The organism is Burkholderia sp. BCC0398, assembly GCF_902833245.1.
GTDB lineage: Bacteria > Pseudomonadota > Gammaproteobacteria > Burkholderiales > Burkholderiaceae > Burkholderia > Burkholderia sola.
In genome coordinates this window covers 519,983-543,822 of sequence record NZ_CADFEM010000002.1, presented here as the reverse complement: position 1 = coordinate 543,822, position 23,840 = coordinate 519,983, and the positions used below count along the sequence as shown (strand labels likewise).

The 23,840-nt window shown below is 65.6% G+C and carries 18 protein-coding genes; 13 read left to right on the top strand and 5 right to left on the bottom strand.

Annotated features, from left to right (window positions below; translation table 11 throughout):
• Nucleotides 1-15 precede the first annotated feature (15 nt).
• The 8 genes from aroK to ugpQ all read left to right on the top strand — a co-directional run bounded on the left by aroK (nt 16) and on the right by ugpQ (nt 8,058).
• A complete protein-coding gene (gene aroK / locus HWX76_RS06340; RefSeq protein WP_050013150.1) occupies nt 16-570 on the top strand; it encodes a shikimate kinase AroK in 555 nt (184 codons plus the stop codon).
• On the top strand, nt 567-1,646 hold the full coding sequence (aroB, locus tag HWX76_RS06335; protein WP_050013149.1) for a 3-dehydroquinate synthase: 1,080 nt from the start codon (nt 567-569) through the stop codon (nt 1,644-1,646). Before aroK ends, aroB begins: the two co-directional genes overlap by 4 nt.
• 64 nt (nt 1,647-1,710) lie before the next feature.
• On the top strand, nt 1,711-2,895 hold the full coding sequence (locus tag HWX76_RS06330) for a deoxyguanosinetriphosphate triphosphohydrolase (protein ID WP_235356187.1): 1,185 nt from the start codon (nt 1,711-1,713) through the stop codon (nt 2,893-2,895).
• Between the two features lie 88 nt (nt 2,896-2,983).
• Nucleotides 2,984-4,318, top strand: a complete 1,335-nt coding sequence (gene ugpB / locus HWX76_RS06325) for a sn-glycerol-3-phosphate ABC transporter substrate-binding protein UgpB (protein ID WP_089488077.1) — start codon at nt 2,984-2,986, stop codon at nt 4,316-4,318.
• A gap of 96 nt (nt 4,319-4,414) precedes the next feature.
• The gene (gene ugpA, locus HWX76_RS06320; protein ID WP_027783324.1) at nt 4,415-5,299 is read left to right on the top strand and encodes a sn-glycerol-3-phosphate ABC transporter permease UgpA; all 885 of its coding nucleotides are present in this window, start codon (nt 4,415-4,417) and stop codon (nt 5,297-5,299) included.
• Complete coding sequence (gene ugpE, locus HWX76_RS06315; RefSeq protein WP_050013146.1) at nt 5,296-6,141, top strand: sn-glycerol-3-phosphate ABC transporter permease UgpE; 846 nt, start codon at nt 5,296-5,298, stop codon at nt 6,139-6,141. Before ugpA ends, ugpE begins: the two co-directional genes overlap by 4 nt.
• 32 nt (nt 6,142-6,173) lie before the next feature.
• Nucleotides 6,174-7,259, top strand: coding sequence for a sn-glycerol-3-phosphate import ATP-binding protein UgpC (locus HWX76_RS06310; RefSeq protein ID WP_089488079.1), 1,086 nt, complete (start codon nt 6,174-6,176; stop codon nt 7,257-7,259).
• A gap of 28 nt (nt 7,260-7,287) precedes the next feature.
• The gene (ugpQ, locus tag HWX76_RS06305) at nt 7,288-8,058 is read left to right on the top strand and encodes a glycerophosphodiester phosphodiesterase (protein ID WP_050013144.1); all 771 of its coding nucleotides are present in this window, start codon (nt 7,288-7,290) and stop codon (nt 8,056-8,058) included.
• A 187-nt stretch (nt 8,059-8,245) separates the two neighbouring features.
• Here ugpQ and HWX76_RS06300 read toward each other — a convergent pair whose 3' ends face one another.
• Complete coding sequence (locus HWX76_RS06300; RefSeq protein WP_124557198.1) at nt 8,246-8,977, bottom strand: OmpW family outer membrane protein; 732 nt, start codon at nt 8,975-8,977, stop codon at nt 8,246-8,248.
• Nucleotides 8,978-9,170: 193 nt separating this feature from the next.
• Here HWX76_RS06300 and HWX76_RS06295 point away from each other — a divergent pair, with 193 nt between their 5' ends.
• The 3 genes from HWX76_RS06295 to HWX76_RS06285 all read left to right on the top strand — a co-directional run bounded on the left by HWX76_RS06295 (nt 9,171) and on the right by HWX76_RS06285 (nt 16,428).
• Complete coding sequence (locus tag HWX76_RS06295; RefSeq protein WP_027783329.1) at nt 9,171-9,884, top strand: transposase; 714 nt, start codon at nt 9,171-9,173, stop codon at nt 9,882-9,884.
• 288 nt (nt 9,885-10,172) lie between these two features.
• Nucleotides 10,173-14,876, top strand: a complete 4,704-nt coding sequence (locus HWX76_RS06290; RefSeq protein ID WP_050013142.1) for a glutamate synthase-related protein — start codon at nt 10,173-10,175, stop codon at nt 14,874-14,876.
• Between the two features lie 85 nt (nt 14,877-14,961).
• Entirely contained in the window at nt 14,962-16,428 is a 1,467-nt protein-coding gene (locus HWX76_RS06285; RefSeq protein ID WP_050013141.1) for a glutamate synthase subunit beta, read from the top strand.
• A 60-nt stretch (nt 16,429-16,488) separates the two neighbouring features.
• Here the strand turns inward: HWX76_RS06285 and HWX76_RS06280 are convergent, their stop codons facing one another.
• Nucleotides 16,489-16,887, bottom strand: coding sequence for a hypothetical protein (locus HWX76_RS06280; protein ID WP_124631187.1), 399 nt, complete (start codon nt 16,885-16,887; stop codon nt 16,489-16,491).
• A 76-nt stretch (nt 16,888-16,963) separates the two neighbouring features.
• Nucleotides 16,964-18,097 carry a lipid II-degrading bacteriocin gene (locus tag HWX76_RS06275; RefSeq protein WP_124631188.1) on the bottom strand — a complete coding sequence of 378 codons (1,134 nt, stop codon included), beginning with the start codon at nt 18,095-18,097 and terminating at the stop codon, nt 16,964-16,966.
• A gap of 922 nt (nt 18,098-19,019) precedes the next feature.
• On the opposite strand from HWX76_RS06275, the gene HWX76_RS06270 reads away from it, so the two are divergent.
• Entirely contained in the window at nt 19,020-20,510 is a 1,491-nt protein-coding gene (locus HWX76_RS06270; RefSeq protein WP_124631189.1) for an alanine/glycine:cation symporter family protein, read from the top strand.
• The gene (gene thpR / locus HWX76_RS06265; RefSeq protein WP_089488081.1) at nt 20,507-21,076 is read left to right on the top strand and encodes an RNA 2',3'-cyclic phosphodiesterase; all 570 of its coding nucleotides are present in this window, start codon (nt 20,507-20,509) and stop codon (nt 21,074-21,076) included. The genes HWX76_RS06270 and thpR overlap by 4 nt, the downstream gene beginning before the upstream one ends.
• Before the next feature lie 78 nt (nt 21,077-21,154).
• Here thpR and HWX76_RS06260 read toward each other — a convergent pair whose 3' ends face one another.
• A complete protein-coding gene (locus HWX76_RS06260; RefSeq protein ID WP_089488082.1) occupies nt 21,155-22,438 on the bottom strand; it encodes a D-amino acid dehydrogenase in 1,284 nt (427 codons plus the stop codon).
• Between the two features lie 25 nt (nt 22,439-22,463).
• A complete protein-coding gene (locus HWX76_RS06255) occupies nt 22,464-23,726 on the bottom strand; it encodes an MFS transporter (RefSeq protein WP_050013138.1) in 1,263 nt (420 codons plus the stop codon).
• Nucleotides 23,727-23,840 lie beyond the last annotated feature (114 nt).

Here is a 23,840-nt window from a genome sequence, read left to right as displayed (position 1 = left end):
AAGCAGAGGAAGCCGTTGCAAGCGCGGGACCCACATGCAAACGTATTTTTCGTCGGCCTTATGGGAGCGGGTAAGACCACCGTGGGCCGTGCGGTCGCGCGTCGTCTCGACAGGACGTTCTTCGACTCCGACCACGAAATCGAGGCCCGTACGGGCGCGCGCATTCCGGTGATCTTCGAGCTGGAGGGCGAGGCCGGCTTTCGCGATCGCGAAACGCAGGTGATCGCCGAGCTCGCGCAGCGCGAGAACATCGTGCTCGCGACCGGCGGGGGCGCGGTGCTGCGCCCGGAAAACCGCAACAGCCTGAAAACCAACGGCATCGTCGTCTACCTGCGCGCCAACCCGCACGATCTATGGCTGCGCACGCGCAAGGACAAGAATCGCCCGCTGTTGCAGACCGAAGATCCGAAGGGGCGTCTGGAAGCGCTGTACGAAGTGCGTGACCCGCTGTACCGCGAATGCGCGGATTTCGTCATCGAGACCGGCCGTCCGTCGGTCAACGGTCTCGTCAACATGGTGTTGATGCAACTCGAACTGGCCGGCGTCATCGCCAAGCCGCTACAAGCATGATTACTGTCAACGTCGATCTGGGCGACCGCGCCTACCCGATTCATATTGGCGCCGGCCTGATCGGCCGCACCGAGCTGTTCTCGCCCCACATCAAGGGTTCGTCGGTCACGATCGTCACGAACACGACGGTCGATCCGCTCTACGGCGACGCGCTGCGCGCGGCGCTCGCGCCGCTCGGCAAGCGCGTGTCGACGGTCGTGCTGCCGGACGGCGAGGCATACAAGAACTGGGAAACGCTGAACCTGATCTTCGACGGCCTGCTGACGGATCACGCCGATCGCAAGACGACGCTCGTCGCGCTCGGCGGCGGCGTGGTCGGCGACATGACCGGCTTTGCCGCCGCGTGCTACATGCGCGGCGTGCCGTTCATCCAGGTGCCGACGACGCTGCTGTCGCAGGTCGATTCGTCGGTCGGCGGCAAGACGGGCATCAACCACCCGCTCGGCAAGAACATGATCGGCGCGTTCTACCAACCGCAGGCCGTGATCGCGGACATCGGCGCGCTCACGACGCTGCCCGATCGCGAGCTGGCGGCCGGCGTGGCCGAGATCATCAAGACCGGCGCGATCGCCGATGCGGCATTCTTCGACTGGATCGAGGCGAACGTCGATGCGCTGAATCGTCGCGAGCCCGCCGCGCTCGCGCATGCGGTGAAGCGTTCGTGCGAGATCAAGGCGAGCGTCGTCGCGGCCGACGAGCGCGAAGGCGGCCTGCGCGCGATCCTGAACTTCGGCCACACGTTCGGCCATGCGATCGAGGCCGGGCTAGGCTACGGCGAATGGCTGCACGGCGAGGCGGTCGGCTGCGGAATGGTGATGGCGGGCGACCTGTCGGTGCGGCTCGGCCTGCTCGACGAAGCGTCGCGGCAGCGCCTCGATGCGGTGATCGCGGCCGCGCATCTGCCGACCCGCGGGCCGGCGCTCGGCGATGCGCGCTACATCGACCTGATGCGCGTCGACAAGAAGGCTGAGGCCGGCGCGATCAAGTTCATCCTGCTGAAGCGATTCGGCGATACGCTGATCACGCAGGCGCCGGACGAAGCGGTATTCGCTACACTGGCGCAAACGACCGGCTAACGGCGCCCGGATCCGCCGGCGCGCCTGACATGGAGGAGACGTGAGCGAGACATCCAGCAGCACATTGCCCGAAGCCAGCCGCGCATCTGCTGCGCCGGTGGCCGAGCCGCCGACGCTGGCGGCGCTGGAAGCCCATCTCGCTCCGTATGCCGCGCACGCGTCGCAGTCACGCGGCCGCCGCCATCCGGAAACCCCGCCGGCGGCGCGCACCGAATTCCAGCGCGATCGCGACCGCATCGTCCATTCGACCGCGTTTCGCCGGCTCGAATACAAGACGCAGGTCTTCGTCAATCACGAAGGCGACCTGTTCCGCACGCGCCTCACGCACAGCCTCGAAGTCGCGCAGATCGCGCGCTCGGTCGCGCGCAACCTGCGACTGAACGAGGATCTCGTCGAAGCGATCTCGCTCGCGCACGATCTCGGCCATACGCCGTTCGGCCATGCCGGGCAGGACGCGCTGAATGCGTGCATGCGCGAGCACGGCGGCTTCGAGCACAACCTGCAGAGCCTTGCGGTGGTCGACGAGCTCGAGGAGCACTACGGCGCGTTCAACGGGTTGAACCTGTGCTTCGAGACGCGCGAAGGCATCCTGAAACACTGCTCGCGCGAGAATGCACGCAAGCTCGGCGCGCTCGGCGAGCGCTTCCTGCAGGGCCGCCAGCCGTCGCTCGAGGCGCAGCTCGCGAACATCGCCGACGAGATCGCCTACAACAACCACGACGTCGACGACGGCCTGCGTTCCGGCCTGATCACGATCGAGCAGCTCGCGGAAGTCGAGCTGTGGCAGCGTCACTACGACGCGGCGCTCGCCGAATTCCCGCACCTCGAAGGCCGCCGTCTCGTGCACGAGACGGTGCGCCGCATCATCAACACGCTGATCGTCGACCTGATCGACGAAACCACGCGCAATCTCGTGCGCGTCGCGCCCGCGTCGCTCGACGACGTGCGCGACGCGCCGCCGCTCGTGTCGCACAGCCCCGAGGTCGCCGCGCAGGCAGCGGCCCTCAAGCGCTTCCTCTTCAAGAACCTGTATCGCCACTACAAGGTGATGCGCATGGCGAGCAAGGCGCAACGCGTCGTCACGGGGCTGTTCGACGCGTTCATCGACGATCCGCGCCTGCTGCCGCCGCCGTACCAGTCCGACGACGCGGCGCAGCAGCCGCGTCTCGTCGCGCACTACATCGCCGGCATGACCGACCGCTTCGCGCTGAAGGAATATCAGCGCCTGTTCGTCATCAGCGACAACTGACTGTCACAAACGATCACTAGACTTCGCCGGTTCAATGGCGACGGGAAGGTTGCACACGCTGTTGGTAACGTTTTCATAGGAGAGGTCGATGAAGAAGAAGCCTGCGGGGACACTGGTTCGTTCGATCGCGCTCGGCGGCGCGCTGATGTTCGGGGTGCAGCACGTGGCGCTCGCCGCGACGGAAATTCAGTTCTGGCATGCGATGGAGGCCGCGCTCGGCGAGCGGGTCAACGCGATCGCCGACCAGTTCAACGCGTCGCAAAGCGACTACAAGATCGTGCCGGTCTTCAAGGGCACCTACGACCAGGCGCTCGCGGCCGGCATCGCGGCCTATCGCAGCGGCAACGCGCCGGCGATCCTGCAGGTCTATGAAGTCGGCACGGCGACGATGATGCAGGCGAAGAAGGCAGTCGTGCCCGTCTACGACGTGTTCAAGCAGGCCGGCGTGACGCTCGACGAGAAGGCGTTCGTGCCGACCATCGCGAGCTACTACAGCGACGCGAAGACGGGCCACCTCGTGTCGATGCCGTTCAACAGCTCGACGCCGGTGCTGTACTACAACAAGGACGCGTTCAAGAAGGCCGGCCTTGATCCGAACCAGCCGCCGAAGACGTGGGCCGACGTGAAGGCCGATGCCGAGAAGCTGCGCAAGTCGGGGATGGCGTGCGGCTTCACGACCGGCTGGCAGGGCTGGATCCAGCTCGAAAACTACAGCGCATGGCACGGGCTGCCGTTCGCGAGCCGCAACAACGGCTTCGACGGCACCGACGCCGTGCTCGAGTTCAACAAGCCGCAGCAGATCGAACATGTCGCCTTCCTGCAGCAGATGGCGAAGGACGGCACGTTCACGTACGCGGGCCGCAAGGATGAAGCGTCGGCGAAGTTCTACAGCGGCGACTGCGGGATCCTGACGACGTCGTCGGGCGCGCTCGCGAACGTGCAGAAGTTCGCGAAGTTCAGCTACGGCACGGGCATGATGCCGTACGACGCGAACGTGAAGGGCGCGCCGCAGAACGCGATCATCGGCGGCGCGAGCCTGTGGGTGCTGGCCGGCAAGGATCCGGCGACCTACAAGGGCGTCGCGAAATTCCTCTCTTACCTGGCGTCGCCCGCGGTCGCCGCGAAGTGGCACCAGGACACGGGCTACCTGCCGGTCACGACCGCCGCGTACGACCTGACGCGTCAGCAGGGCTTCTACGCGAAGAACCCGAGCGCCGAAACCGCGATCAAGCAGATGCTGAACAAGCCGCCGCTGCCGTACACGAAGGGGCTGCGGCTGGGCAACATGCCGCAGATCCGCACGGTCGTCGACGAGGAGTTCGAACAGGTCTGGGCGCAGAAGAAGTCGCCGAAGGACGCGCTCGATTCGGCCGCGTCGCGCGGCGACGAACTGCTGCGCCGCTTCGAGAAGTCGGGCGGCTGAGCACGCATCGCGTCGTGCCGCCGGCGGCGCCGCGCGCGAGCGCGTGCCGTCCGGCGGCGCGGTTTCCCTTCCGTTTCGCCTGACCGGATATCCGCGATGCAATCCCGTTCCCGTTTCGGTACGAGCCCGGTGCCGTACCTGCTGATCGCGCCGCAGCTCGCGATCACCGCCGTGTTCTTCCTGTGGCCGGCCGGCGTCGCGCTGTGGCAGTCCACGCAGATGCAGGACGCGTTCGGCACGTCGAGCGAATTCGTCGGCTTCGCGAATTTCACGCACCTGTTCGCCGATCCGCTGTATCTCGATTCGTTCCGCACGACGCTTGTGTTCAGTTCGCTCGTCACCGTGAGCGGGCTCGTCGTGTCGCTGTTGCTGGCCGCATGCGCCGACCGCGTGATCCGCGGCGCGCGCGTGTACCGCACGCTGCTGATCTGGCCGTACGCGGTCGCGCCGACGATCGCGGCCGTGCTGTGGGCGTTCCTGTTCAACCCGAGCATCGGCCTGATCACGTATGCGCTCGCGAAGGGCGGCATCGTGTGGAACCACGCGCTGAACGGCGGCCAGGCGATGTTCCTCGTCGTGCTGGCGTCGGTGTGGAAGCAGGTGAGCTACAACTTCCTGTTCTTCTACGCGGGGCTGCAGGCGATTCCGCGCTCGCTGATCGAGGCGGCCGCGATCGACGGCGCGGGGCCGGTGCGGCGCTTCTTCAACATCGTGCTGCCGCTGCTGTCGCCGACGAGTTTCTTCCTGCTGGTCGTGAACCTCGTCTACGCGTTCTTCGACACGTTCCCGGTGATCGACGCGGCCACCGGCGGCGGCCCGGCGCAGAGCACCAAGACGCTGATCTACAAGATCTTCGCGGAGGGCTTCCAGGGGCTCGACATCGGCAGTTCGGGCGCGCAGTCGGTCGTGCTGATGATCATCGTCGTGGGGCTCACGGTGATCCAGTTCCGCTTCGTCGAGCGCAGGGTGCAATACGCATGATCGAAAATCGCAAGGGCTTCGACCTGTTCTGCCACGCGGTGCTGATCGCGGGTGTCGTGCTGATCGTGTTTCCCGTCTACGTCGCGTTCTGCGCGGCGACGATGAACGCGCAGGAAGTGTTCACGGTGCCGCTGTCGCTCGTGCCGAGCACGCACCTGTTCGAGAACGTCGCGTACATCTGGGGGCACGGCAGCGGCGGCACGACGGCGCCGTTCGGCCGGCTGCTCGTGAACAGCTTCGCGATGGCGCTCGGGATCGCGGTCGGCAAGATCGCGGTGTCGATCCTGTCCGCGTACGCGATCGTCTATTTCCGCTTCCCGTTCCGCAATACGGCGTTCTGGCTGATCTTCGTCACGCTGATGCTGCCGGTGGAAGTGCGGATCTTTCCGACCGTGCAGGTCGTGTCGACGCTGCACCTGACGAACACCTACGCGGGGCTCTCGCTGCCGCTGATCGCATCGGCGACCGCGACGTTCCTGTTCCGCCAGTTCTTCATGACGCTGCCCGACGAGCTGATGGACGCGGCGCGCATCGACGGCGCGGGGCCGCTGCGCTTCTTCTGGGACGTCGTGCTGCCGCTGTCGAAGACGAGCATCGCCGCGCTGTTCGTGATCACGTTCATCTACGGCTGGAACCAGTATCTGTGGCCGATCCTGATCACGACGGAAGCGTCGCTGTCGACTGCGGTGGTGGGCATCAAGACGATGATCGCGAGCGGCGACGCCGCGACCGAATGGCAATACGTGATGGCGGCGACGCTGCTGGCGATGATCCCGCCGCTCGTCGTCGTGCTGGCGATGCAGCGCTGGTTCGTGCGCGGCCTCGTCGATTCCGAGAAATGAATGACCGACGGTAACCGGGAGAAGGACCAGGTATGGCTGCGCTGAGCTTGAAGGGCGTCAGGAAATCCTACGACGGCAAGCAGCACGTGCTGCATGGCATCGACGTGGAGATCTCCGACGGTGAATTCATCGTGTTGGTCGGCCCGTCGGGCTGCGGCAAGTCGACGTTGCTGCGGATGATCGCGGGGCTCGAGAGCGTGACGGACGGCGAGATCGCGATCGGCGACCGGGTCGTCAACACGCTGGAGCCGAAGGACCGCGACATCGCGATGGTGTTCCAGAACTATGCGCTGTACCCGCACATGACGGTCGCGCAGAACATGGGCTACGGGCTGAAGATTCGCGGGATCGAGCGCGCGACGATCGATGCGCGGGTGGCCGCGGCCGCGAAGATCCTCGAGCTCGAGCCGCTGCTCGCGCGGCGGCCGCGCGAACTGTCGGGCGGGCAGCGGCAGCGTGTCGCGATGGGGCGCGCGATCGTGCGCGAGCCGTCGGTATTCCTGTTCGACGAGCCGTTGTCGAACCTCGACGCGAAGCTGCGCGTGCAGATGCGGCTCGAGATCCAGCGGCTGCATGCGCGGCTCGCGACGACGAGCGTGTACGTGACGCACGACCAGATCGAGGCGATGACGCTCGCGCAGCGGGTGATCGTGATGAACCGCGGCTACGCGGAGCAGATCGGCGCGCCGGTCGACGTGTACGAGAAGCCGGCGACGGTGTTCGTCGCGGGCTTCATCGGCTCGCCGGCGATGAACCTGATGCACGGCCGGCTGTCGGACGACGGCGCGACGTTTACGGTTGCGGGCGGCGGCCCCGCGCTGCCGGTCGCCGGCGCGCCCGGCATCGGCACGGAGATCGCCACCGGGCGCGACTGGGTGCTCGGCGTGCGTCCCGAACACATGACGCCGCAGCCGGGCGTCGCGCAGGCGACGCTGCCGGTCGACTCGTGCGAACTGCTCGGCGCGGACAATCTCGCGCACGGCCGCTGGGGCAATCACGATGTCGCGGTGCGCCTGCCGCACGCGGATCGTCCCGCGCGCGGCACGGCGCTCGCGGCTGCGCTGCCTGCGCACCGGCTGCATTTCTTCGATCCCGAGACCGGCAAGCGTGCCGGCTGAACCTGCTGCACCTGCCGAGAGACCGACGATGACATCCCGTACCGACTGGCCCTATCCGCGCGTCGTCGCCCATCGCGGCGGCGGCACGCTCGCGCCGGAGAACACGCTCGCCGCACTCGACGAGGGTGCGCGCCGCGGCCACCGGATGGTCGAGTTCGATGCGAAGCTGTCGGCCGACGACGTGACGTTCCTGCTGCACGACGACACGGTCGATCGCACGTCGAATGGGCAGGGTGCGGCGGCGGGCATGCGTTATGCGGCGCTGGCCGCGCTCGACGCGGGCGCGTGGCTCGACGCGCGCTTCGCGGGCGAACGGATGCCGACGCTGGAGGCGGCCGCGGCGCGCTGCATCGCGCACGGGCTGGCCGCGAACGTCGAGATCAAGCCGTGCCCGGGGCGCGAACGCGAAACCGGGCAGCGTGTGGCGGCCGACGCGGCCGCGTACTGGCGCGATGCCGCGGTGGCGCCGCTGCTGTCGTCATTCTCGTTCGACGCATTGCAGCAGGCGCGCGCGACCGTGCCGGGCCTGCCGCGCGGGATGCTCTACGAAGTCGTGCCGGACGACTGGCAGGCGCAGGTGATCGATGCGCTCGGCTGCGTATCGTTGCATGTAGACCACAGTCGGCTCGACGAACCGCTCGTGCGCGCGATCAAGGCCGCCGGGCTGCGCATCCTGGTTTACACGGTGAACGACCTCGAACGGGCGCGCGAACTCGCGCGTTGGGGCGTCGATGCCATCTGCACGGACCGCATCGACCTGATTGCGCCCGACGCGCTGGACGACATCGACGCCGTCTGATGGCCGCAGCCACGGCTTGCGCTGCGGCGGCGCTGGCGAAACCGTTGCGCGGAACGTGCCTGACGCGAAAAAACGACGCCCCGACGGGATTCCCGCCGGGGCGTTTTGCATCGTGGCGACGTTACGTCAGGAAAAATCCGCTACAAATTGCAGCAGGATTAACCATTCCCCAAATATTCGACTACGCTTAGAAGCGGTAGCCGACGTTCAGGTACGTGACGATCGGGTTCAGCGAGATCCTCGCCTTCGACGTTTCGGTCAGGGTACCGACCGGCGTCCGGCGGGCCGTCGTGAAGGTCGCGGTCACCTTGACCGGGATGTACGAGAGCGACAGCCCCGCGAACCAGTGTTTGGTGAAGTTGTACGTGAAGCCGGCGTTGAAGACGGGCGCCCACTGGTTGCTGGTCGTCGCGCTGGTCGGGCCGCCGAGCACGCCGTTCTCGAAGCTGCTGTTCGTGATCTTCGCGCCGGTGAACCAGACGTACGTCGCGCCGACGCCGACATACGGACGGAACTTCGCATTGGCGTCGTTGAAGTGGTAGCGCAGCAACACGGCGGGGCTCCACTGGTACGCACGGCCGAGTACGCCGAATCTTTCGAACTGACCCTTGCCGGTAATGTCGAACTTCGGCGGTATCCCCATCACGAGCTCGGTGGAGATATGGTCGGTGACGAAGTAGCCCGCCGCGAGGCCCAGCGTGTCGGCGTCGTTGATGCCGGCGCCGGTGTTGGGAATGGATTGGTTGATGGGCGTGCCGCCCACGCGGTAGACGAACAGCGGGTCGCTGCTGTCCTGCGGCGAAAGGTGCAGCCAGCCGGTGCTGACGTAGAAATCACCTGCGGATTGTGCGTGTGCCGTACCGCCCGCGAATGCGAATGCGAGCGCTGCGGCCCCCGTAATGGCCAGTTTTCGTTTCATTGTGTCTCCTCCGATCAAAGGCGTGCTCATTATGACGACTGCGTTTAAAACCAAACAAGCTCGTAAGTTAGAGTTTTCTCCCTAGGATTCGCACGACCGTACGCTTACGCGCGCCGCTGGGGCAGGCATTCCACGCAGGTGCGCAATTTCGGACCTCCGGGTATTTCCTAACGCGTTCAAACGGACATTCAGCATGGCACGGTTAGCACGACTCTACGTTCCCGACCAGCCGCAGCACGTGATACTGCGCGGCCTGGATCAGCAACCCGCGTTCGTCGACGACCAGGACTACGAACTCTTCATCGATTGCCTGAAGGCCGCCGCACGCGATCACCACCTGTCGGTGCATGCCTACGTGCTGCTGCCGCGCCAGGTGCAACTGCTCGTGACGCCGAGCGACGAGGCCAGCCTGCCGAAGGCGATGCAGGCCGTCGGCCGTCGCTACGTCGCGCATTTCAACCGGCGCTATTCGCGGCGCGGCACCCTGTGGGAAGGCCGCTATCGGGCGACGGTGATCGAAGGCGAGCGCTATTTCCTGCTCGCGAGCCGCGTGGTCGAGATGAGCCCGGTGCGCTCGCAGCTCGTCGCGACGCCCGAGGCCTATCGCTGGTCGAGCTACCGGCATCACGTCGGGCTCACCGTCGACAGCCTGATCACCGACCATCCGCTCTACTGGGCGCTCGGCAACACGCCGTTCGACCGCCAGCGCGCGTACAAGGAGCTGTGCGAGCAGCCGCTCGACGAGCGGCAGGCCGACCAGCTGCAGCAGGCGACGCTGAAGGGCTGGGTGCTCGGCGGCGAGAATTACCGCGAGTGGGCGGCGCGCACCGCGAACCGGCGTGTGTCGCCGTTGCCGCGCGGACGCCCCAGAAAGGTGCGCGAGAACACGCCGCCGATCCAGCAGTAACCCCGGAAAGGCAGGCTGGAAGCGGCGCAGCGGGCGCCGCTTCTTTTTGCACCAAATCGATACGCCCCTAATAAAAAGGCACCACATCAAAGCACTCATTTAATTGGGGTTCGATCAAGCGGTTTTTGTTGCTATTCCCTTGATTCGTCGCGTATATTCCGAATTCCGGTGGCCCGGGCGAAGCCTGCCCAACCACCGTCGGCCGCGCCGTCTCCCGCCGGGAGCGGGATCGATGGCAACAAGAAAACGGTTCAACGGCCTCCAGGCCCCCTTTACGACGGTGTCCCCATGAACGACCACCAGCAGCCGCTCGCCGCGGTGCCCGCCGCACAAGGTCTGTACGACCCGCAAAACGAACACGACGCCTGCGGCGTCGGCTTCGTCGCTCACATCAAGGGCAAGAAGAGTCACGAGATCATTCAGCAGGGTCTGAAGATCCTCGAGAACCTCGATCACCGCGGCGCGGTCGGCGCCGATCCGCTGATGGGCGACGGCGCGGGCATCCTGATCCAGATTCCGGACGCGTTCTATCGCGAGGAAATGGCGAAGCAGGGCGTGGACCTGCCGCCGGCCGGCGAATACGGGGTGGGGATGATCTTCCTGCCGAAGGAAAACGCATCGCGTCTCGCGTGCGAGCAGGAGCTCGAGCGTACGGTGAAGGCCGAAGGCCAGGTCGTGCTCGGCTGGCGCGACGTGCCGGTCGACCATGCGATGCCGATCTCGCCGACGGTGAAGGCGAGCGAGCCGCTGATCCGCCAGATCTTCATCGGCCGCGGCAAGGACATCATGGTGACGGACGCGCTCGAGCGGAAGCTGTACGTGATCCGCAAGACGGCGAGCCACCGCATCCAGGCGCTGAAGCTCAAGCACGGCAAGGAATACTTCGTGCCGTCGATGTCGGCGCGCACGGTCGTCTACAAGGGGCTGCTGCTGGCCGGCCAGGTCGGCGTGTACTACCGCGACCTGCAGGACCCGCGCGTCGTGTCGGCGCTCGCGCTCGTGCACCAGCGCTTCTCGACCAACACGTTCCCGGCGTGGGAGCTGGCTCACCCGTACCGGATGATCGCGCACAACGGCGAGATCAACACCGTGAAGGGCAACGTGAACTGGCTGAACGCGCGTACCGGCGCGATCGCGTCGCACGTGCTCGCCGACGATCTGCCGAAGCTGTGGCCGCTGATCTACCCGGGCCAGTCGGATACCGCATCGTTCGACAACTGTCTCGAACTGCTGGTGATGGCCGGCTACCCGCTCGTGCACGCGGTGATGATGATGATCCCGGAAGCGTGGGAACAGCACACGCTGATGGACGAGAACCGCCGCGCGTTCTACGAATACCACGCCGCGATGATGGAGCCGTGGGACGGCCCGGCCGCGATCGCGTTCACCGACGGCCGCCAGATCGGCGCGACGCTCGACCGTAACGGCCTGCGCCCGGCGCGCTACATCGTGACCGACGACGACCTCGTCATCATGGCGTCGGAAGCCGGCACGCTGCCGATCCCCGAATCGAAGATCGTCAAGAAGTGGCGCCTGCAGCCGGGCAAGATGTTCCTGATCGACATGGAACACGGCCGCATCATCGACGACAAGGAATTGAAGGACAACCTCGCGAACGCGAAGCCGTACAAGAGCTGGATCGACGCGGTGCGCATCAAGCTCGACGAGATCGAGCCGAAGGCCGAGGAGGTCGCGGCCGGCCGCACGCAGGGCGCCGCGCTGCTCGACCGCCAGCAGGCGTTCGGCTATACGCAGGAAGACCTGAAGTTCCTGATGGCGCCGATGGCGCAGCAGGGCGAGGAAGCCGTCGGTTCGATGGGCAACGACTCGCCGCTCGCGGTGATGTCGAACAAGAACAAGACGCTCTATCACTACTTCAAGCAGCTGTTCGCGCAGGTCACGAACCCGCCGATCGACCCGATCCGCGAGAACATGGTGATGTCGCTCGTGTCGTTCATCGGCCCGAAGCCGAACCTGCTCGACACGAACAACATCAACCCGCCGATGCGTCTCGAAGTGTCGCAGCCGGTGCTCGACTTCAAGGACATCGCGAAGATCCGCGCGATCGACCAGTACACGGGCGGCAAGTTCAGCGCGTACGAGCTCAACATCTGCTATCCGGTCGCCTGGGGCAAGGAAGGCATCGAGGCGCGCCTCGCGTCGCTGTGCGCGGAAGCCGTCGACGCGGTGAAGTCGGGCTACAACATGCTGATCGTGTCGGACCGCAAGACGGACGCCGAGCACGTCGCGATTCCCGCGCTGCTCGCCACGTCGGCGATCCACACGCACCTCGTCCAGCAAGGGCTGCGCACGAGCACGGGCCTCGTCGTCGAGACGGGCTCCGCGCGTGAAACGCACCACTTCGCGCTGCTCGCGGGCTACGGCGCGGAAGCCGTGCACCCGTACCTCGCGATGGAAACACTCGCGAAGATGGCCGAAGGCCTGCCGGGCGACCTGTCGCCGGAGAAGGCCGTCTACAACTTCACGAAGGCGGTCGGCAAGGGCCTGCAGAAGGTGATGTCGAAGATGGGCATCTCGACGTACATGTCGTACACGGGCGCGCAGATCTTCGAAGCGCTCGGCCTGTCGAGCGACCTCGTCGAGAAGTACTTCAAGGGCACGGCGTCGAAGGTCGGCGGCATCGGCCTGTTCGAAGTCGCGGAAGAGGCGATCCGCCTGCACCGCGATGCGTTCGGCGACAGCCCGGTCCTGCGCGACATGCTCGACGCGGGCGGCGAGTACGCGTACCGCGTGCGCGGCGAAGACCACATGTGGACGCCGGATTCGATCGCGAAGCTGCAGCACGCGACGCGCAGCAACTCGTACCAGACGTACAAGGAATACGCGCACCTGATCAACGACCAGACCAAGCGTCACATGACGTTCCGCGGCCTGTTCGAATTCAAGGTCGAGCCGACCAGGGCGATCCCGATCGACGACGTCGAGCCGGCGAAGGAGATCGTCAAGCGCTTCGCGACCGGCGCGATGTCGCTCGGCTCGATCAGCACCGAAGCGCACGCGACGCTCGCGGTCGCGATGAACCGGATCGGCGGCAAGTCGAACACCGGCGAAGGCGGCGAGGACCAGAAGCGCTATCGCAACGAACTGCGCGGCATTCCGATCAAGTCGGGCGAGACGATGAAGTCGGTGATCGGCGACGAGATCGTCAGCGACATTCCGCTGAAGGACGGCGATTCGCTGCGCTCGAAGATCAAGCAGGTCGCGTCGGGCCGTTTCGGCGTCACCGCCGAGTACCTCGCATCGGCCGACCAGATCCAGATCAAGATGGCGCAGGGCGCGAAGCCGGGCGAAGGCGGCCAGCTGCCGGGCCACAAGGTGTCGGAATACATCGGCAAGCTGCGTTACTCGGTGCCGGGCGTCGGCCTGATCTCGCCGCCGCCGCACCACGACATCTACTCGATCGAGGATCTGGCGCAGCTGATCCACGACCTGAAGAACGTGAACCCGAGCGCGAGCATCTCCGTGAAGCTCGTGTCGGAAGTGGGCGTGGGCACGGTCGCGGCCGGTGTCGCGAAGGCGAAGGCCGACCACGTCGTGATCGCCGGCCATGACGGCGGCACGGGCGCGTCGCCGCTGTCGTCGGTCAAGCATGCGGGCACGCCGTGGGAGCTCGGCCTCGCCGAAACGCAGCAGACGCTGGTGCTGAACCGCCTGCGCGGCCGCATCCGCGTGCAGGCCGACGGCCAGATGAAGACCGGCCGCGACGTCGTGATCGGCGCGCTGCTCGGCGCGGACGAATTCGGCTTCGCGACGGCGCCGCTCGTCGTCGAAGGCTGCATCATGATGCGCAAGTGCCACCTGAACACATGCCCGGTCGGCGTCGCGACGCAGGATCCGGTGCTGCGCGCGAAGTTCAAGGGCCAGCCCGAGCACGTCGTGAACTACTTCTTCTTCGTCGCCGAGGAAGTGCGCGAGATCATGGCGCAGCTCGGCATCGCGAAGTTCGACGACCTGATCGGCCGCGCCGACCTGCTCGACACCCGCAAGGGCATCGAGCACTGGAAGGCGAAGGGCCTTGACTTCTCGCGCGTGTTCTACCAGCCGGAAGAATGCGAGGACGTCGCGCCGCGTCACGTCGACGTGCAGGATCACGGCCTCGAGCGCGCGCTCGACCACGTGCTGATCGAGAAGGCGAAGGCCGCGATCGAGAACGGCGAGCACGTGTCGTTCATCCAGCCGGTGCGCAACGTGAACCGGACGGTCGGCGCGATGCTGTCGGGCGTGATTGCGAAGAAGCACGGCCACGACGGCCTGGCCGACGACGCGGTGCACATCCAGCTGAAGGGCACGGCCGGCCAGAGCTTCGGCGCGTTCCTCGCGAAGGGCGTGACGCTCGACCTCGTCGGCGACGGCAACGACTACGTCGGCAAGGGCCTGTCGGGCGGCCGGATCATCATCCGCCCGACCAACGACTTCCGCGGCAAGTCCGAGGAAAACATCATCTGCGGCAACACGGTGATGTACGGCGCGATCGAAGGCGAAGCCTTCTTCCGCGGCGTGGCGGGCGAGCGCTTCTGCGTGCGCAACTCGGGCGCGACGGCGGTCGTCGAAGGCACGGGCGACCACGGCTGCGAATACATGACGGGCGGCACGGTCGTCGTGCTTGGCGAGACCGGGCGCAACTTCGCGGCCGGCATGTCGGGCGGCCTCGCGTACATCTACGATCCGGAAGGCACGTTCGCGGCCAAGTGCAACAAGTCGATGGTCGCGCTCGAGCCGGTGCTGCAGCAGGCCGAACAGGAGCGCACGGTCGACCGCGCGCTCTGGCACGAAGGCACGACGGACGAAGCGCTGCTCAAGGGGCTCGTCGAGCGTCATTTCCAGTTCACGGGTTCGCCGCGCGCGAAGTCGCTGCTGGAAAACTGGGACGCGGCGCGCCGCCAGTTCGTGAAGGTGTTCCCGCACGAATACAAGCGCGCGCTGGGCGAGATCGGTGCGAAGAAGGCGGCGAAGGAAGTGCTGGCCGCCTGAGCGACGAACGACATAGCGAATGCCGCACGCGCCTGACGGCCGCGCGCGGCTCCCCCACCCGATACATCGAACAGAAGAGCACCTTATGGGCAAGGCAACCGGTTTTCTGGAGTTCGAACGCCGCCACGAGGCGTACGAAGCACCGCTCACGCGCGTGAAGCACTACAAGGAATTCGTCGCGGCGCTGACTGACGCGGACGCGAAGGTCCAGGGCGCGCGCTGCATGGATTGCGGCATCCCGTTCTGCAACAACGGCTGCCCGGTCAACAACATCATCCCGGACTTCAACGATCTCGTTTACCGCCAGGACTGGCAGCAGGCGATCGAAGTCCTGCACTCGACCAACAACTTCCCCGAGTTCACGGGCCGCATCTGCCCGGCGCCGTGCGAGGCGGCGTGCACGCTCGGGATCAACGACGACCCGGTCGGCATCAAGTCGATCGAGCACGCGATCATCGACAAGGCTTGGGGCGAAGGCTGGGTGAAGCCGCTGCCGGCCGAGCACAAGACCGGCAAGAAGGTCGCGGTCGTCGGTTCGGGCCCCGCGGGCCTCGCCGCCGCGCAGCAGCTCGCGCGCGCGGGCCACGACGTGACGGTGTTCGAGAAGAACGACCGTATCGGCGGCCTGCTGCGTTACGGGATTCCCGATTTCAAGCTCGAGAAGTGGCTGATCGATCGCCGCATGCGCCAGATGGAAGCGGAAGGCGTGACGTTCCGCACCAGCGTGTTCATCGGCAAGGAGCCGCTGCCCGAGTCGATCGGCAGCCTCGCGAAGGAAACCATCTCGCCGGACACGCTGAAGGAAGAGTTCGACGCGGTCGTGATCGCCGGCGGTTCGGAAACGCCGCGTGACCTGCCGGTGCCGGGCCGCGAGCTCGCGGGTGTTCATTTCGCGATGGACTTCCTGCCGCAGCAGAACCGCGTGAACGCGGGCGACAAGCTCGTCGACCAGCTGCTCGCGAAGGGCAAGCACGTGATCGTGATCGGTGGCGGCGATACGGGTTCGGACTGCGTCGGCACGTCGAATCGCCACGGCGCGAAGCAGGTCACGCAGTTCGAGCTGCTGCCGCAGCCGCCGGAAGAGGAAAACAAGCCGCTCGTGTGGCCATACTGGCCGATCAAGCTGCGCACGTCGTCGTCGCATGAGGAAGGCTGCGAGCGTGACTGGGCGGTCGCGACGAAGCGTCTCGAAGGCAAGAACGGCAAGGTCGAGAAGCTGATCGCGGTGCGCGTCGAGTGGAAGGACGGCAAGATGCAGGAAGTGCCGGGTTCCGAGTTCGAGATGAAGGCCGATCTCGTGCTGCTCGCGATGGGCTTCACGCAACCGGCCGCGCCGGTGCTCGACGCGTTCGGCGTCGCGAAGGACGCGCGCGGCAATGCGCGCGCGGCGACCGAAGGCGATCGTTCGTACTACACGTCGGTCGACAAGGTGTTCGCGGCAGGCGACATGCGTCGCGGCCAGTCGCTCGTGGTGTGGGCGATCCGCGAAGGCCGCCAGTGCGCGCGCTCGGTCGATGCATACCTGATGGGGCATTCGGAACTGCCGCGCTGAGCTGAATCGCGCGAGCGGGTTTCGATGAACGCCGGGCGTCCGAGAGGGCGCCCGGTTTTTTTATTTCTGAAGCTGTGGGCGATCGTGGGTTTGTCTGGTTGGGGCGCCCAACTGCTCGATGGCTCGCCCGTAGCTTGCAAGCTGCTCGTTGCAATCGATCATTGCGGTGTATCGGGTTTCGTCAACGCGCAGCGAGAATTCCCACACACCGAGCTTCCACGCGTGATACTGCGGCGCGCCGTCGAACCGGATGCTGTCCGGCGGTATTCCATGCTCTTCGAGAAGACGGGCCTGGACTTTTTTCCGTAGTGCATCGACGGACATGTCGGGGCAACTGCCTTCGGTCCGCTCATATCGGGATGTCGCGACGACGATGAACAGTAGTGTATAGGCGCAGATTACTGCGCCAACCAGCCAAAGAACTAGCCTGAGAACGCCTCGCATGGCTTTGGAAATCATGAAGGGCTCGATTGGACGTAAAGAACATGTGAGATTGACTCGGGCAGCCACATTTCCGGAGCCGCCCGGCCGCATGTTAGCGAGGCGGGCGCATTAGTCCACCGAGCGACGGTCTATGGACTGCCTGAGGGGGGCGTGTGCCTGCATTCTTCACCGGCCGTTGGCCTGAGAACGACAGATGTTTTTCACCGAAAAAATTGATTTGATAGTCCTTGTGTCCCAAGACGGCGCCGAGCTTGGCGAGAAACGTCGTCGCAGCCTCCTGCAGGAATGGTCGGTTTGAAGGATCTGCATCGAACCGATCGGGATTGAGTGAGTAGTAGCCGTCAAACCGATATGTATCGTCCTCAAGCATCACAAGCGTGCCACGTATTCTGCCGGATACTCGTCCAAAGACTGAGGCGCTCCAGAGGTCCTTTGTTCCGTGATTGAAGATGTTGGTGCTGAAAGCGGTGTCGAACGAGTAGGTGCCGGGGCCGTACCCAGGATTCTCAACGGCTTTCGTTATTTCTCTGAAATCTGCAATGCTCATTTTCAAGTTGAGAGATTCAATGTTGATGGTTTGTTGGGTTCCATCTCCGTGTATCCAGTGATTAATTGCTTCGACGAACATCAATGGGTTTCCATACGATGAAAATGTGCTCGTCGGAGGGATGCCGTGTGACTGACCAATGTATATGCCGAATAATGCAGTGATGTTGGCATATTGCCCCGGCTCGAAGCTAAATCCATATTGGTTGGCGCCGGGTAGATGCTTGTAGCCACCAAGGGCCAGCCACGGAGTGAAGCCGCCCACCAGTGTTAGTTGATTTCGCCAGAACGCTGTGTCGTTTTTGCCAAATATCTCAAGGTGTTTGAGGAACATCTCGGTGGCGCGGATCATGTTTCCCGTGTTTGCAAAATGCAACATGAAATTTGATGTGCAATACTGATTGAAGCAAACCGTCGGTGCTGGAATTCCGGCACCCGGATTGGCGCCGGGAATGTCGTTTACCTTGACGCCGAAATCACCGAAATTGAAATCCGGTGGTTTTGGTGTTGTGATCGTGATGGGCGGAAGAACATTGTTCTGAGCCATGGCCGTCGCGTGCTTCAGCAGCGTGCCAAATGGGAGCACTGTTGACGCAACCAGCAAACGTCGTCGCATCAAAGGCTGTTGTTCTTCTTTGGAGGATTGGTTTATCTGTTTCCAAGGATTACGTGTCGTCATTTCATATCCCATGCAGTGGTGATTTCGATGATTGATTCGCAGGCCTGAACGTAAGACGGTTATATTTTTTTCTACGGTCGGCAAGGAATTTCCCCTGCACGTCTTCGTGACGAAGTCATCTGGATCGATCCTGCAAACTGGTACGAAACGAGATTCATGGAGGCATGCGACGGCCGCGCCTTGTCTCGTAATCCCCCGTATGCCGGCTCTGGGCAAGGGAAAGCTGAAGATGCAGAGGCGGCTGGCTGCTCCGTTCCCATTGCGTAGCGCTCTGACAAGCGTCGAGAAAAATCGAAATGCGGGAACGCTTTTCTCGACATGTCCTGTTGGCGGGAAATGTGTCCAACAGTTACGAGGTGGTCTAAGGCGAAGAAGGGTATTTGTTCAGGAGACGTATAACTGACGGGGATTCAAACCTGCTGCGGCAAGCGCGGTTTGAGGATTACTGCCGTATCAGCCGGTCGCCGGAAATCATTGCGCTGGGTTTGCTGAGTGAAGCATCCGAGTTTCTTTCGAACCCGGTGATGTGATCGTCGCGACGCAGCGGGTCCGATCGCCGATCGAATCCGGACCGGCCGGGCGTGCCGGCATGGCAGCGGGGCGCCGACGAATCCAAGTTCGTCGATGACGATCCCTGCTTTATGCGAACGGCAAGAATGCCTGTTTCGAACTTCGTGATCGATGTGTTGGGACAGCGTACGATTCATGATGCTTCCGGCATATTGCGCGCCAGGCTGCTGCCTCTGGCAAGCGCCCGCATTTCCGCCGAGCGGCGCCTAACCTGATCACATCGGGTGCCGATTTTCCGTGATTCTCAATCCTTTCATTTTGTAATGATCCTTGAGAACTGTCATATCATGTCGCCCCTCGGGCCGCGCTCGCGGTCGCCGCACATGACTGACGCTATTTACAAGGACTCTGGATGGAAGCATTCGTGCATGGCCTGATCGCCGCCGTCAACGGCGTGTTGTGGAACTACGTGCTGATCGCGCTGCTGCTCGGCGTCGGTGCGTGGTTCACGTTGCGATTCCGGATGATCCAGCTGAAGGCGCTGCTCCTCAGCATGAAGCTGGTCGGCAGCAAGGGTGAACCGGGCAGCATTTCGTCGTTCCAGGCGTTCGCGACCGGGCTCGCGAGCCGCGTCGGCACCGGCAACATCGCCGGCGTCGCGGTCGCGCTGACGGTCGGCGGGCCGGGCGCGATCTTCTGGATGTGGATGACCGCGCTCGTCGGGATGTCGTCCGCGTTCGTCGAGGCGACGCTCGCGCAGATCTTCAAGGTGTCGCACCCGGACGGCAGCTATCGCGGCGGCCCCGCGTACTACATCCAGACGGGCCTGCGCTCGCGCGGCTTCGGCGTGCTGTTCTCGCTGTCGCTGATCCTCGCGTTCGGCTTTGTGTTCAACGCGGTGCAGGCCAATGCGATCGCCGATGCGTTCCATACGTCGTTCGGCTGGCGCCGCGAGACGGTCGGCGTCGGACTCGTGCTGCTCTCCGCGCCGATCATCTTTGGCGGAATCCGCCGCATCGCGACCGTCGCGCAGGTGATCGTGCCACTGATGGCGATCGGCTACCTCGCGCTCGCGGTCTACGCGGTCGCGACGCACATCGCGCTGGTGCCCGGCGTGATCGCGCTGATCGTGAAGAGCGCGTTCGGCCTCGAGCAGGCGGCCGGCGGCCTGACCGGCTATGCGGTCAGCCAGGCGATCGCGATCGGCGTGAAGCGCGGGCTGTTCTCGAACGAGGCGGGGATGGGCAGCGCGCCGAACGCGGCCGCGACCGCGAGCACGCGCCACCCCGTCACGCAGGGGCTGATCCAGATGCTCGGCGTGTTCGTCGATACGATCGTGATCTGCAGCGCGACCGCGTTCGTGATCCTGCTGTCGGGCCAGTACGCGCTCGGCACCGGGATGGAAGGCGCGGCGCTCACGCAGCGCGCGATCTCGAGCCACGTCGGCGACTGGGGCGGCATCTACATGGCCGTCGCGATCTTCTTCCTCGCGTTCTCGTCGGTGATCGGCAACTACGCGTATGCGGAAGGCAACGTCGAATTCATCACGAAGCGGCGCGGCGGGCTGCCGCTGTTCCGCATCGCCGTGCTCGGCATGGTGATGTTCGGCAGCGTCGGGCAACTGCCGCTCGTGTGGGCGATGGCCGATACGAGCATGGGGCTGATGGCGATCATCAACCTGATCGCGATCCTCGCGCTCGGCAAGTACGCGCACGCCGCGTGGGCCGACTATCGCCGCCAGCGCGCGTCGGGCGTCGCCGATCCGGTGTTCACGCGCAACACGATCCCCGAACTCGCGCGCGTGCTGCCGGCCGACGTGTGGGGCGAGCATGGCCCGCTGCCGCGGCGTCCGGCGTCGATCGATGCGGTGGCCGAAGTGCGCGTGGTGGTGCGCGAGTCATGAACGGCGACCGGCTCCGTGCGTTCGTCGCGCTGATGCCCGATGCGGCATCGCGCGACGCGCTGCACGCGTTGCCGGTCACCCGTGGCGCGCGGCGCACACTGCCCGCGCAACTGCACATGACGCTCGCGTTCATCGGCGCAATCGAGCGGGAGCGGTGCGACGCGCTGGCCGCGTACCTGCCCGCGCTCGCCGCCGCGCATGCGCTGCCGTCGTTGCCGGTCGAGCGGATCGCGTGGTGGCCGAGCCTGCCGCGCGCACGGCTGATCGTTGCGGAGCTCGCTTCCGATGCCGCTTGCGTCGCGCTGAATGCGGGGCTGGCGGCGCTGATGCAGGAACTCGGCGTGCCGGCCGACCGGCGGCCGTTCCGGCCGCACGTGACGCTCGCGCGCCTGCCGCACGATGCGGTCGGCCAGCCCGCGCACGGCGGCGCGCCGGGGCGGCCTGTCGAGGTGCGCGTCGAAGCGCTGACGTTGTTCGAAAGCCGGCTGTCGCAGGAGGGCGTGTCGCATCGGCCGATCGTGTCGGCGCCGATCGCCCCGGCCGAATGCCGGACGCCGCCGCGGTAGCGACACGCGCTGACGACCGCGCGCCATGCCGCCGGTCGCGACCGCGCATCGCTTCGACGGCATGACCCGCTGGCTGCACTACCGGTCGTAACGCGCGAGCGTCAGCCCGGCCAGATCGATCTCCGGTACGCGCCCGGTGACGAGATCCGCGACCACCTTTCCCGACCCCATCGACATTGCCCAGCCTGTCGAGCCGTGGCCGACGTTGAGCCAGAGACCCTCGATCCCGCTCGCGCCGAGCAGCGGCGGCCCGTCGGGCGTCATCGGCCGGCGGCCGACCCAGAAGCGCGCCGACGCGCGGTCGGCCGCATGCGGGAACCAGTCGTCGAGCACCTTCATCAGCGTGTCGAGCGCCTGCTGCCGCAGCGCCGCGCGGCGGTTGCCGAGCTCCGCGGTGCCCGCGACGCGCAGCGTCGGGCCGAAGCGCGTGATCGCGGTCTTCAGCGATTCGTCCATCAGCGCGGCGCTTGGCGCCTTTTCGTCGTCGACGACCGCGAGCGTGGCCGAGTAGCCCTTCACCGGATACAGCGGCACGTCGATGCCGTGCGGTCGCAGCAGGCCGGCGCTGTCGACGCCGAGCGCGACGACGATCGCGTCCGCAGCGAGCAGCGCATCGCGTTGACCGGCCGCGCCTGCTTCGAGCGAGTCGACCCGCACGCCGCGCACCTTGCCGCCCGCGACATCAAGCGCTCGAATGCCGGTGCGGAACCGGAACGTCACGCCGTTCGCCTCGCACAGCGTCCGCAGTTCGCGGGTGAAGCGCGCGCAGTCGCCGGCTTCGTCGTCGGGCAGGTAAATGCCGCCGACGGGGGCCTGCCTGGCCCAGCGCAGGCCCGGCTCGATCGCGGTACAGCCGGCCGCGTCCAGTTCGCGAAACGCGATGCCGGCATCGCGCAGCACCTTCAGCGCGGGCTGCGCCATCTGGACGTCGAACGCGCCGCGCAGCAGTTGCAGGTAACCGCGGCTCGCGCCGTAGTCGAATGGATAGCGCTCGCGAAACGCATGCAGGCACGCGCGGCTGTAATACGCGATGCGCTGCATCCGCTGCTTGTTCACGCGGAACCGCTCGAACTCGCATTCGCGCAGCCAGCGCGCGATCCAGCGCCACTGGGCGGCATCGAGCGTCGGCCGGAAGATCAGCGGCGACGCGGGCTTGAACAGGTACTTGAGGATCTTGCCGGGCATCCCGGGCGCGGCCCACGGCGTCACGTAGCCGGGTGCGATCACGCCCGCGTTGCCGAGGCTGGTCGCTTGCGCGACGTCGGCCTCGCGTTCGATCACGGTGACGTCGCAGCCTGCTTCGCGCAGGTGCCAGGCGGTGGTGACGCCGATCACGCCGGCGCCGAGAACGATCACGTGCATGCGGTGTCCGGGATGAAACGGTGGCTCACGACGCGACGGCCGGATCGTCGGCGAGCGACTTGCCGCGCGTTTCCGGCAGCACGAGCGCCGCGACGATCACGAGCAGGTAGCCGCCGCCCGCGACGAGGCCGATCGCCTTCACGAGCGACATCGATTGCGACAGCGCGCCGACGAGGATCGGGAAGAACGAGCCGAGCCCGCGGCCGAGGTTGTAGCAGAAGCCCTGGCCCGAGCCGCGGATCGCGCCCGGATACAGCTCCGACAGATACGCGCCGACGCCCGCGAAGATGCCTTGCACGACGATGCCGAGCGGAAAGCCGAGCAGCAGCATCGCGGTATCGGTGATCGGCAGCATCGTGTACGCCATGCCGAGCGAGAAAGACCCGATCGCGAACAGGATGAACGACGCGCGGCGGCCGAGCCGGTCGGACAGGATCGCGCCGACCACGTAGCCGACGAACGAGCCGACGATCAGCACGACCAGATAGCCGCTCGTGTTGAACACCGACAGGTGACGCACGGTTTTGAGATAGGTGGGCAGCCACGTCGTGATCGCGTAGTAGCCGCCGAGCATGCCGGTGCACAGCGCGCTGCCGAACAGCGTCGCGCGCAGGTGCGGCGGCGAGAAGATTTCGAGGAAGTGGCCCGACACACGGCCTTCGTCGCGCGCGCGGCGCGTGGCCGTGTAGATGTCGGGATCGCTGACGTTGCGGCGGATGTACAGGATCCACAGCGCGGGCACGATGCCGATCCAGAAGCACGCGCGCCAGGCGACCTGCTCGGGCAGCAGTGCGAAGAACGCCCAGTAAAGGATCGCGGCCGCGCCCCAGCCGAACGACCAGCTGCTCTGCACGGTGCCGACGGCCTTCGCGCGATGCTCGGGCGAGCGGATCGTCTCGGCCATCATGATCGTCACGACCGACCATTCGCCGCCGAAGCCGAAACCCTGCAGCGTGCGCGTGGCCAGCAACTGCCAGAACGAATGCGTGAAGCCGGACAGGCACGTGAACAGCGCGAACGTCGCGATCGTCCACTGCAGCACGCGCACGCGGCCGTAGCGGTCGGCGAGGATGCCGGCGACCCAGCCGCCGATCGCCGACGAGATCAGCGAACTGGTCGCGATCATCCCGGCTTCGCTCTTCGTCATGCCCCAGGTGGCGATCAGCGTCGGAATCAGGAACGAATAGATCATGAAGTCGAACGCATCGACCGCATAGCCGCCGAATCCGGCGTACAGCGTCCGGCGCTCGCGCGTCGACAATGCGTTGAACCACTGGAATGCCTGCATGCTTGCCGCCCCCTCTCTTGTCTCGTCCCGCGCTGCCGCGTCGCGGTTATTTTACGGGCGCGTTCGGGCGCGCCAAAAAGGCGGATGCAGGGTCGTGCGGGAAAGCGGGGAGGA

What these genes read in the sequence shown, in the direction of transcription:
- HWX76_RS06285 (WP_050013141.1), top strand. Translation starts at nt 14,962, where the DNA reads ATGGGCAAGGCAACCGGTTTTCTGGAGTTCGAACGCCGCCACGAGGCG.
- ugpB (WP_089488077.1), top strand. Translation starts at nt 2,984, where the DNA reads ATGAAGAAGAAGCCTGCGGGGACACTGGTTCGTTCGATCGCGCTCGGC.
- HWX76_RS06295 (WP_027783329.1), top strand. Translation starts at nt 9,171, where the DNA reads ATGGCACGGTTAGCACGACTCTACGTTCCCGACCAGCCGCAGCACGTG.
- ugpA (WP_027783324.1), top strand. Translation starts at nt 4,415, where the DNA reads ATGCAATCCCGTTCCCGTTTCGGTACGAGCCCGGTGCCGTACCTGCTG.
- aroB (WP_050013149.1), top strand. Translation starts at nt 567, where the DNA reads ATGATTACTGTCAACGTCGATCTGGGCGACCGCGCCTACCCGATTCAT.
- HWX76_RS06310 (WP_089488079.1), top strand. Translation starts at nt 6,174, where the DNA reads ATGGCTGCGCTGAGCTTGAAGGGCGTCAGGAAATCCTACGACGGCAAG.
- ugpQ (WP_050013144.1), top strand. Translation starts at nt 7,288, where the DNA reads ATGACATCCCGTACCGACTGGCCCTATCCGCGCGTCGTCGCCCATCGC.
- HWX76_RS06300 (WP_124557198.1), bottom strand. Translation starts at nt 8,977, where the DNA reads ATGAAACGAAAACTGGCCATTACGGGGGCCGCAGCGCTCGCATTCGCA.
- HWX76_RS06270 (WP_124631189.1), top strand. Translation starts at nt 19,020, where the DNA reads ATGGAAGCATTCGTGCATGGCCTGATCGCCGCCGTCAACGGCGTGTTG.
- HWX76_RS06290 (WP_050013142.1), top strand. Translation starts at nt 10,173, where the DNA reads ATGAACGACCACCAGCAGCCGCTCGCCGCGGTGCCCGCCGCACAAGGT.
- ugpE (WP_050013146.1), top strand. Translation starts at nt 5,296, where the DNA reads ATGATCGAAAATCGCAAGGGCTTCGACCTGTTCTGCCACGCGGTGCTG.
- HWX76_RS06275 (WP_124631188.1), bottom strand. Translation starts at nt 18,097, where the DNA reads ATGACGACACGTAATCCTTGGAAACAGATAAACCAATCCTCCAAAGAA.
- thpR (WP_089488081.1), top strand. Translation starts at nt 20,507, where the DNA reads ATGAACGGCGACCGGCTCCGTGCGTTCGTCGCGCTGATGCCCGATGCG.
- HWX76_RS06260 (WP_089488082.1), bottom strand. Translation starts at nt 22,438, where the DNA reads ATGCACGTGATCGTTCTCGGCGCCGGCGTGATCGGCGTCACCACCGCC.
- HWX76_RS06280 (WP_124631187.1), bottom strand. Translation starts at nt 16,887, where the DNA reads ATGATTTCCAAAGCCATGCGAGGCGTTCTCAGGCTAGTTCTTTGGCTG.
- HWX76_RS06255 (WP_050013138.1), bottom strand. Translation starts at nt 23,726, where the DNA reads ATGCAGGCATTCCAGTGGTTCAACGCATTGTCGACGCGCGAGCGCCGG.